The sequence below is a fragment of the Streptomyces sp. NPDC052687 genome (assembly GCF_040678395.1).
In the GTDB taxonomy this organism is placed as follows: Bacteria; Actinomycetota; Actinomycetes; order Streptomycetales; family Streptomycetaceae; genus Streptomyces.
In genome coordinates, this window is record NZ_JBFATR010000094.1 from 1 (window position 1) to 7,232 (window position 7,232).

Consider the following 7,232-nt stretch of genomic DNA (forward strand, 5'->3'; position numbering starts at 1 on the left):
GCCGTCACCGCCACCGGCACCACCGCCTGCGCGCTGGCCGCCACGGGACGCCGGCGGGCCGCCCTGGCCGCCGGGCTCGGCTGGGCCGCGGGCACCGCCGCCTTCGCCCGGTCCCGTCTCGCCCCCGGCCCGCACACCCCGGACGAGGTGACCACCGTGCTGGTCACCAGCGTGCTCATCCCGCCCGCCGCCACCTGGTACCGGCTGTCCGGACGCTGGCGGCACCGGGCCGCGCAGCCCTGGCGGGAGGTGGCCGTATGACCCGCGTGCGGGCCGTGCTGTTCCACCGCGACCGCGTGCTCCTGCGAGACGCCCCCCGGTCCGCCGACGACGTCCGCCCCGCCCCCGGCGCCGCCGAGGCCCTGTGGCAGCTGCGCCGGCACGGCCTGCGGACCGGCGTCGTCACCCGGCGAGGACAGCTCACCGAGAGCGAGACGCGCCGCGTCGACACCCGCGTCGACGAACTCCTCGGCCCCTTCGACGTCTGGGCCGTCTGCCCGCACGCCGCCGACGAGGACTGCCGCTGCTACCCACCCGAACCGGCCCTGCTGCTGTGGGCCGCGGGACGGCTGTGCACCGCGCCGGACGCCTGCGCCCTGGTCGGCGAGACCGGCGCCGACGCCGAGGCCGCGCACCGGGCGGGCGCCCGGGCCCTCCTCCTGGGCGACCCGCCGGCCGCCGGGGAACGGCCCGCCGCCGAGGTCGTCCCCGACCTCACGGCGGTCGCCCGGGCCCTCGTGCCGGACGGACACGGCGAAGAGGAAAGGCACGGGTAGGCAGGGGTAGACACCGGTCTTCGGCCCTCACCCGTCGCCGGGGCGTTCCAGGGCTCACCGGGGCGTTCCGGGGCTGACCCGGAGGTCAGGCGGCCGAGCCGCCGACCGCGTGCGGGCGGCCGTCGAGCGCGTCCAGCAGCCCGTCGGCCCCGTCCCGCTCACCGCCCGCCGCGAACCGCGCCCGCGCCCGCCGCGCCTCCTCCCGCCCAGGACCGAGGCACCACCGCCACCACCGCTCCAGGCCGTCCGCGTCGGCCCGCTCGGCGGGCAGCAGCGCGGGCCAGCCGCAGGCGCGGGCCTGGGCGGTGACCTTGGCGCCGCCCGCGACCGGGTCGACGGCGAGCGCGGGCGTACCGGCCCGCAGGGCCAGCACCAGGCCGTGCAGCCGGTCGGTGACGACCACGTCCAGCCGGGCGAGGACCGCGTCGAGCTGGGCGGGCGTCGCGCACAGCCGCCAGTCGCGGGTGTCCAGCCGGGTCTCCAGCTCCAGCCGGGCGCAGTCCTTCCCGGCCAGCCAGCGCGTCACCCGCTCCGCGACCAGGTCGTGGCGGCGCAGCGGCCCGTACTCGTGCTGCCCGTGGGTGAGGATCACGCCGGCCACGGGCGGGGCGGGTGCGGCCGGGGCCCGGGCCGCCAGATCGGGCGTCGGCGCGGCGTCCGGCGCGTCGCGGGCCAGGACCCGGTGGAACCCGGTGACGGCCGGCGAGCCGGGATCGACCACCGACGTGCCCACCGCGATCCGCACGCAGTGCGCGAACCGCCGGTGCAGGTCCTCGATCTGCGGGCCGTGCAGGGGGCCGCACACGAACACCAGATGCGAGTACCGATCGGGCCGTACGTCGTCCAGGTGCGGCGCCCCGGGCCGGAAGCCGGGGCTCCAGACGACGTCGTACGGCCGGCCCGCCCGCCTCAGCGTCTCCTCGACGCGGGCGAGCGCCAGCACGTCCCCGGCGGTCGCCTCCCCGTCCCGGAAGGTGAACCAGCCGGTGAGCAGAATCCGTCGTGGCGCGGTCACGGCGGGCCGAGTGCCCGGCAGGACCGGAGCCCAATCGGACGAAAGGCCCCGCATGACCCCGGCCCCGCGCCCCCGCGCCCCGGCGCCGCGCCGTGGTGGGCCTCGGCTTCCGTGCCCGGCTGTACACCGGCCCCTCACCGGCCCGCACGCCGACCGGGCCGACCTCGTGGGCTTCTGCGACGCCAACCGGGGTGCGCGGTGCGGGCGCGGGACGTCCTGGACCTCTGACACACCGCCGCCGCGCACCGGCGGCCGCACGTACGCCTCCGGCAGTCGCCGCCGCGCCTCCCGGTTTCCCGGCGGTCGCCGTCACGCCTCCAGGTAGCGCAGCACCGCGAGGATGCGCCGGTTGTAGCCGTCGGCCTGGTTGAGATCCAGCTTGTCGAACACCGCGTTGAGATGCTTCTCCACCGCGCTCTGGGAGATGTGCAGCCGCCCGGCGATCGCCGCGTTGGTGTGCCCCTGGGCCAGTTCCTCCAGCACCCCGCGCTCGCGCGGCGTGAGCCGGGCCAGCGGATCGGTGTGCGTGGTGCGCAGGACCAGCTGCCGCACCACCTCGGGGTCGATCGCGGCCCCGCCCGCGTGGATCCGCTCCAGCGCGTCCAGGAACTCCTCGACCTGCGCCACCCGGTCCTTGAGCAGGTAGCCGACCCGCTCGGCGCTCACGGCCAGCAGCTGGGCCGCGTAGTGGCGTTCGATGTGCTGCGACAGCACCAGCACGCCGACCTCCGGCCACCGCTCACGGATCTGCAGGGCGGCGCGCAGCCCCTCGTCGGTGTGGGTCGGCGGCATCCGGATGTCGACGACGACGAGGTCCGGCCGGTGCTCCGCCACCGTTTCCACCAGTGTCACGGCGTCACCGAGCGCCGCCACCACCTCGTGGCCCTCGTCGGCGAGCAGCCGCACCAGACCCTCCCGCAGCAGGGTGGAGTCCTCGGCGAGGATCAGGCGCATGGCAGCTCCGCGGTGATGACGGTGGGTCCCCCGAGGGGGCTGTCGACGTGCAGGGTCCCGTCGAGCGCCGCGACCCGGCCGCGCAGCCCGGTCAGCCCGCCGCCGGCCGGGTCCGCGCCGCCCGCGCCGTCGTCCTCGACCCGTACGGTGAGCCGGCCGGCACCGCGCACCACCCGCACCGAGACCGCGGTGGCCGCGGCGTGCTTGACGGCGTTGGTGACGGCCTCGGACACCACGAAGTAGGCGGCCGTCTCCACGGGCCGGGGCAGCGGCCCGCCGGTCTCGCAGCGGATCCGCAGCGGCAGCGGGGAGCGCTCGGCCACCCCGCCCAGCGCCTCCTCGAGACCGAGGCTGTCCAGAGCCGACGGGTAGACGCGCCAGGCCACCTCCCGCAACTCGGTGAGCAGGCCCCGGGATTCCTCGTGCGCCTGGGCCAGCAGGGCGTCGGCGCGTTCGGGGTCGCGGCCGCGGCGGGCCCGGCCGAGCAGCATGGCCAGCGCGACCAGGCGTTGCTGGACCCCGTCGTGCAGATCGCGTTCGATGCGCCGCCGCTCGGCGTCCACCGCCGCCACGACCGCGGCCCGGCTCGCGGCCAGCTCGTCGATCCGCCGTCGCAGCAGCTCCCGCTCCGACGGGCCGAAGCACTCCCGGGCCGACCGGGCGTCGAGCGCGGCCAGCGAGCGCAGCCCCTGGAGGTCGAGGAAGAGCAGCACACCGCCCAGCACCACCTGGGTCAGCAGTTCCTCCCAGCCGACGCCGCCGCGCGCCACCGCGTACGCCAGCAGCCCGGCCAGCCCGGCGCCGAGCCCGAGCAGCCCGATCACCACGGCGGTCAGCAGGCCCGCCGCCGCGCGGAGCGCGACATAGCGCAGGACCTTGTCGTCGGACGCCGCGTAGTGCTCGGGGAAGCGGTCGCCGAAGTACACGGCGCGGCGGGCCCGTTCCAGCGCCGCGAGCCGGCGCACCCCGGCCATCAGCAGACCGAGGGCGTCCGGCCGGGTGCGCGGCCAGAGCAGGAAGGGGCCGAGGACGACTCCGGTGACGAGGAGATGGGCGGCGGCTGCCGGCGCGGTCGCACAGCCGAGCAGCACACCGAGCCAACGACGCGTCACCGCAACGGCGTTGCTCGCGTTCTCGGGCACGGGCCGAGAGCCTAGTGCGGCCCGACCGGCCCGATCAACGCCGTCGACTGTCGCGCCGGGCCGGTCGACGAGGTAGCCCTTCGCGTCAGCCGTCGCGCCGGGCCGGTCGGCGTTGTCGCCGGCCGCCCCGGGGACGCGCGTGTCAGCCGTCGGGCCGGGCCGGTCGGCGCCGTCAGCCGTCGCGCCGGGAAGGTCGGCGCCGTCAGCCATCGTGCCGGTGCCGGGCCGGGGCGCGGCGGCGTCCCTTCAGGCGTACGGTCACGTAGGCGGCCAGCGCCACGGCGGCCAGCACCAGGACGGCCTTGCTGAGCAGCCCCACGTACTGGCCCACCACGTCCCAGCGGTCGCCCAGCCAGTAACCGGACAGCACCAGGACGCTGTTCCAGATCAGGCTGCCGATCGTGGTGAGCATGATGAACAGGGGCATCGGCATCCGCTCGACACCGGCCGGCACCGAGATCAGACTGCGGAAGACCGGCACCATCCGGCCCAGCAGGACCGCCTTGGTGCCGTGCCGGGCGAACCACTCCTCGGTGCGCTCCAGATCGGACGTCTTCACCAGCGGCAGCCGCTCCCACAGCGCGTACAGCCGGTCGCGGCCCAGCAGCACGCCGATCCAGTACAGGGCGACCGCCCCGACCACCGAACCCAGCGTCGTCCACACCAGCGCCGACGTCAGGCTCAGCACGCCCTGCCCGGCGGCGAAGCCGGTCAGCGGCAGGATGACCTCGCTGGGCAGCGGCGGGAACAGGTTCTCCAGGGCGATGGCCAGGCCTGCTCCGGGGCCGCCCAGCGTGTCCACGAGATCGGCGGCCCAGCCCGCGATGCCGTCCGCGGGCTGCTGAGGCAGTGCCAGGGTCTTCTGATGCACGGTGAGGTCTCCAAGCTGGTGGGGGATCGGTCACCCTGAACGGGTGCCCCGACCGGACCAACCTAGAAAATCGCAGTTCAAGACCGGTATGAGGGGGGCCACCCGATGTGCCGCAGGTCCCCGCACCGCCACCCTGCGGAAAACCGCAGGCGCCTGCCGGGGGGACGGGCCGCGGCAGGCGGGAACCGCCGGGGCGTCCGGCGCACTCTCCCTGTGCGAGTCGGAACTGCCGAACCGCGCACAGGTACGGGGGGTTGGGATGAGCCGTGTGCTCTATGGCGAGCGGTCGTGGAACCCGCTGGCGCGCACCGTCGAACTGACCGAGGACGCGCTGCGCAGAGGCGGCCGGGTCACACCGCCGGGCGAGCTGAACCTCGCCGCGATGGCGGAGGCGTTCCGGCGCGGGTACTGGCTCGGCGGCGGCGGGACGGAACGCCCGCTGGGCCACCTGCCCGACGGATCCGGCGTCGTGCCCGTGACCCGCGCCACCGGCACCACCCGGCCGCTGAAGGCGCGCCGGGCCGCGGAGTTCGCCCACGCGCTGGGGGAGTGGGCGGTACGGCGCTGCGGCGGACCCGAGGGGGTCGCCGCGCTGGCGGACCGGGCCCGCGCCGAGGGCGTACCGCTGTGGATCGCCCGCCGGCACGCGCCGGGACCCGCCGGGCCGGTCACGGTCGCCGTCGACCGGAACCTGGTGCGCGTGGACGTGTGGGGGCCGGGCGCCCCCGTCGTACGGCTGCGGGCGCCGTTCGGCTTCCACGGGCACGGCCGGGGGCACGGGTACGGCCACGGGCACGAGCCGTCACAGGGGTTGCGGCTGACCGTCGGCGACGTCGCGGCGGAGCTGGACCTGGTGCGCGCGAAGCGCAGGTCCAAGCGGCGGGTGGAGGTACGACTGCCGGGCGCGCGCTGGGAGTTGCGGCGGGAGAACGCGCGCAGTTCGCGGCTGCTGCGCGACGAACGGCCCGTCGCCCTCCTGACCCGCCCCCGGGGGCGGCCGGTGCCCGAGCCCGGCAGTGTGCTGGTGCCGCTCACCCCCGTGCGGTACGAGAGTCCCGACCCGCTGGACGCCGTCATGGCGCAGCTCTTCGCCGTCGCCTTCGGGATCGGGGACACCACGGGGGCGGCGCGGTTCCGGGCCGAGCGGCGGCGCCGGACGAACGGCGGGGAGCCGGTCGCCGCCGACGAGTGGTGGGACCGCCCCTGGTTCAGCAACCTCGGCCGGGGAGGCGAGGACAACGAACCAGGCGGCGCCGACGGCTGGGGCGCGGACGGCGGCGAGGGCGGCGACTCCGGCGGAGGAGACAGCGGAGGCGGTGACGGCGGCGGGGGCGGCGACGGCGGGGGCGGTGGCGGCGGCGACTGACGACGCCCCGCCCCGCCGCCGGACCGGCCGCCGCGCGGAGGGGATCCGCCGCCGGACCGGCCGCCGCGCGGAGGGGATCCGCCGCCGGATCGGCCGCCGCGCGGAGGGGATCCGCCTGCGGACCGGTCGCCTCCCGGAGGGAGACCACCCACTCACCGGTCCCCTCCCGCCGGAGACCCCCGCTTACCGGTCCGTCCCCGCAGGAAGTCCGCTGCGCCGCAGCAACCCCCGCGTGATACCGGCCAGTTCGTGCGGCGCCGAGTAGTTGAGGGCGTGTCCGGCTCCGGGGACCTCGGCGGGCCGGCCGTCCGGAAGCAGCCGGGCGACCTCCTCGGCCCAGGCGCGCGGCACGATCGGGTCCCGTGACCCGCGGGCCACCACGACGGGGGTGCGCAGATGGCGCAGCTTGCGTTCGACCGGATCGCGCAGCGCGTAACGGTAGGTCGCGAGCGCGCGCCGCAGCCCGCAGTCGGCGTAGCTCGCCGCCAGCGCCACCGCCAGGGACGGCCGCTCCGCGGGCGCGTCGGCCAGCAGACGGAACAGCTGCCGCGGAGTCGTACGGGCGTGGCGGTCGAACGTCGGGCCGACCAGCACCACCGGGCCGACCAGCTCGGGGGAGTGCACCGCGAGGTCCACGACGACCTGGCAGCCGACCGAGTTGGCGACGAGGACCGCCGGCCCCCGGCCGGTGACCCGCATCCAGTCGGCGAGCGCCAGCGACAGCTGCCGTACGTCCAGCGCGTGCGCCGGGCCACGGGTGCGCCCGAACCCCGGCAGGTCCACCGCGACGGTCCGCAGCCGCGGCGCGAGGGCGCGGGCGAACGGCAGCCAGTAACGGTGGGAGCAGCCGAGCCCGTGGACGCACACCACCTCGGGGGCGTCCCGCGGGCCGAGGACGGCCGCGTGCACGCGGGTGCCGGCCGCGGCGGTGAACTCGTGCGCGGACCACGCCGACCGCCCGGACCACGCCGACCGCCCGGACCACACCGACCGCGCGGACCCTGCGGACGCCGCGGACCACACGCTCAACGAGGTGCGACCCGTCGCACCACGCCCGCCACCACGCCCGCCGTCACGGTCGCGGCCAGGTCGTCGTGGACCTCGCGGT

Annotated in this window: 7 protein-coding genes and 1 pseudogene; 3 read left to right on the forward strand and 5 right to left on the reverse strand. The window is 76.9% G+C overall.

The features are described 5' to 3' along the window. Together AB0K92_RS33290 and AB0K92_RS33295 are read left to right on the forward strand one after the other, a co-directional pair. Positions 1 to 261 (forward strand): annotated as a pseudogene (locus AB0K92_RS33290) (transferase); the annotation flags it as partial. Next, a complete protein-coding gene (locus tag AB0K92_RS33295) occupies positions 258 to 776 on the forward strand; it encodes an HAD-IIIA family hydrolase (protein WP_365929008.1) in 519 nt (172 codons plus the stop codon). The pseudogene AB0K92_RS33290 and the gene AB0K92_RS33295, both read left to right, overlap by 4 nt. 85 nt (positions 777 to 861) lie before the next feature. On the opposite strand, the gene AB0K92_RS33300 is transcribed toward AB0K92_RS33295, so the two are convergent. The 4 genes from AB0K92_RS33300 to AB0K92_RS33315 all read right to left on the reverse strand — a co-directional run bounded on the left by AB0K92_RS33300 (position 862) and on the right by AB0K92_RS33315 (position 4,758). Continuing rightward, the gene (locus AB0K92_RS33300; protein WP_365929009.1) at positions 862 to 1,791 is read right to left on the reverse strand and encodes a polysaccharide pyruvyl transferase family protein; all 930 of its coding nucleotides are present in this window, start codon (positions 1,789 to 1,791) and stop codon (positions 862 to 864) included. 309 nt (positions 1,792 to 2,100) lie between these two features. After that, positions 2,101 to 2,745 (reverse strand): response regulator transcription factor, encoded by a 645-nt coding sequence (locus AB0K92_RS33305; protein ID WP_166002979.1) that lies wholly within the window; start codon positions 2,743 to 2,745, stop codon positions 2,101 to 2,103. Beyond that, positions 2,736 to 3,887 (reverse strand): histidine kinase, encoded by a 1,152-nt coding sequence (locus tag AB0K92_RS33310; protein WP_365929010.1) that lies wholly within the window; start codon positions 3,885 to 3,887, stop codon positions 2,736 to 2,738. Before AB0K92_RS33310 ends, AB0K92_RS33305 begins: the two co-directional genes overlap by 10 nt. A gap of 202 nt (positions 3,888 to 4,089) precedes the next feature. Continuing rightward, positions 4,090 to 4,758, reverse strand: coding sequence for a DedA family protein (locus tag AB0K92_RS33315; protein WP_365929011.1), 669 nt, complete (start codon positions 4,756 to 4,758; stop codon positions 4,090 to 4,092). Positions 4,759 to 5,017: 259 nt separating this feature from the next. Here AB0K92_RS33315 and AB0K92_RS33320 point away from each other — a divergent pair, with 259 nt between their 5' ends. Next, on the forward strand, positions 5,018 to 6,124 hold the full coding sequence (locus AB0K92_RS33320) for a hypothetical protein (RefSeq protein ID WP_365929012.1): 1,107 nt from the start codon (positions 5,018 to 5,020) through the stop codon (positions 6,122 to 6,124). A 183-nt stretch (positions 6,125 to 6,307) separates the two neighbouring features. Here the strand turns inward: AB0K92_RS33320 and AB0K92_RS33325 are convergent, their stop codons facing one another. Further along, the gene (locus tag AB0K92_RS33325) at positions 6,308 to 7,147 is read right to left on the reverse strand and encodes an alpha/beta hydrolase (protein ID WP_365929013.1); all 840 of its coding nucleotides are present in this window, start codon (positions 7,145 to 7,147) and stop codon (positions 6,308 to 6,310) included. Positions 7,148 to 7,232: the final 85 nt, after the last annotated feature.

Bases quoted from the DNA above. Each gene is read 5' to 3' on its own strand.
- AB0K92_RS33305 (WP_166002979.1), bottom strand. From the start codon at position 2,745: ATGCGCCTGATCCTCGCCGAGGACTCCACCCTGCTGCGGGAGGGTCTG.
- AB0K92_RS33295 (WP_365929008.1), top strand. From the start codon at position 258: ATGACCCGCGTGCGGGCCGTGCTGTTCCACCGCGACCGCGTGCTCCTG.
- AB0K92_RS33320 (WP_365929012.1), top strand. From the start codon at position 5,018: ATGAGCCGTGTGCTCTATGGCGAGCGGTCGTGGAACCCGCTGGCGCGC.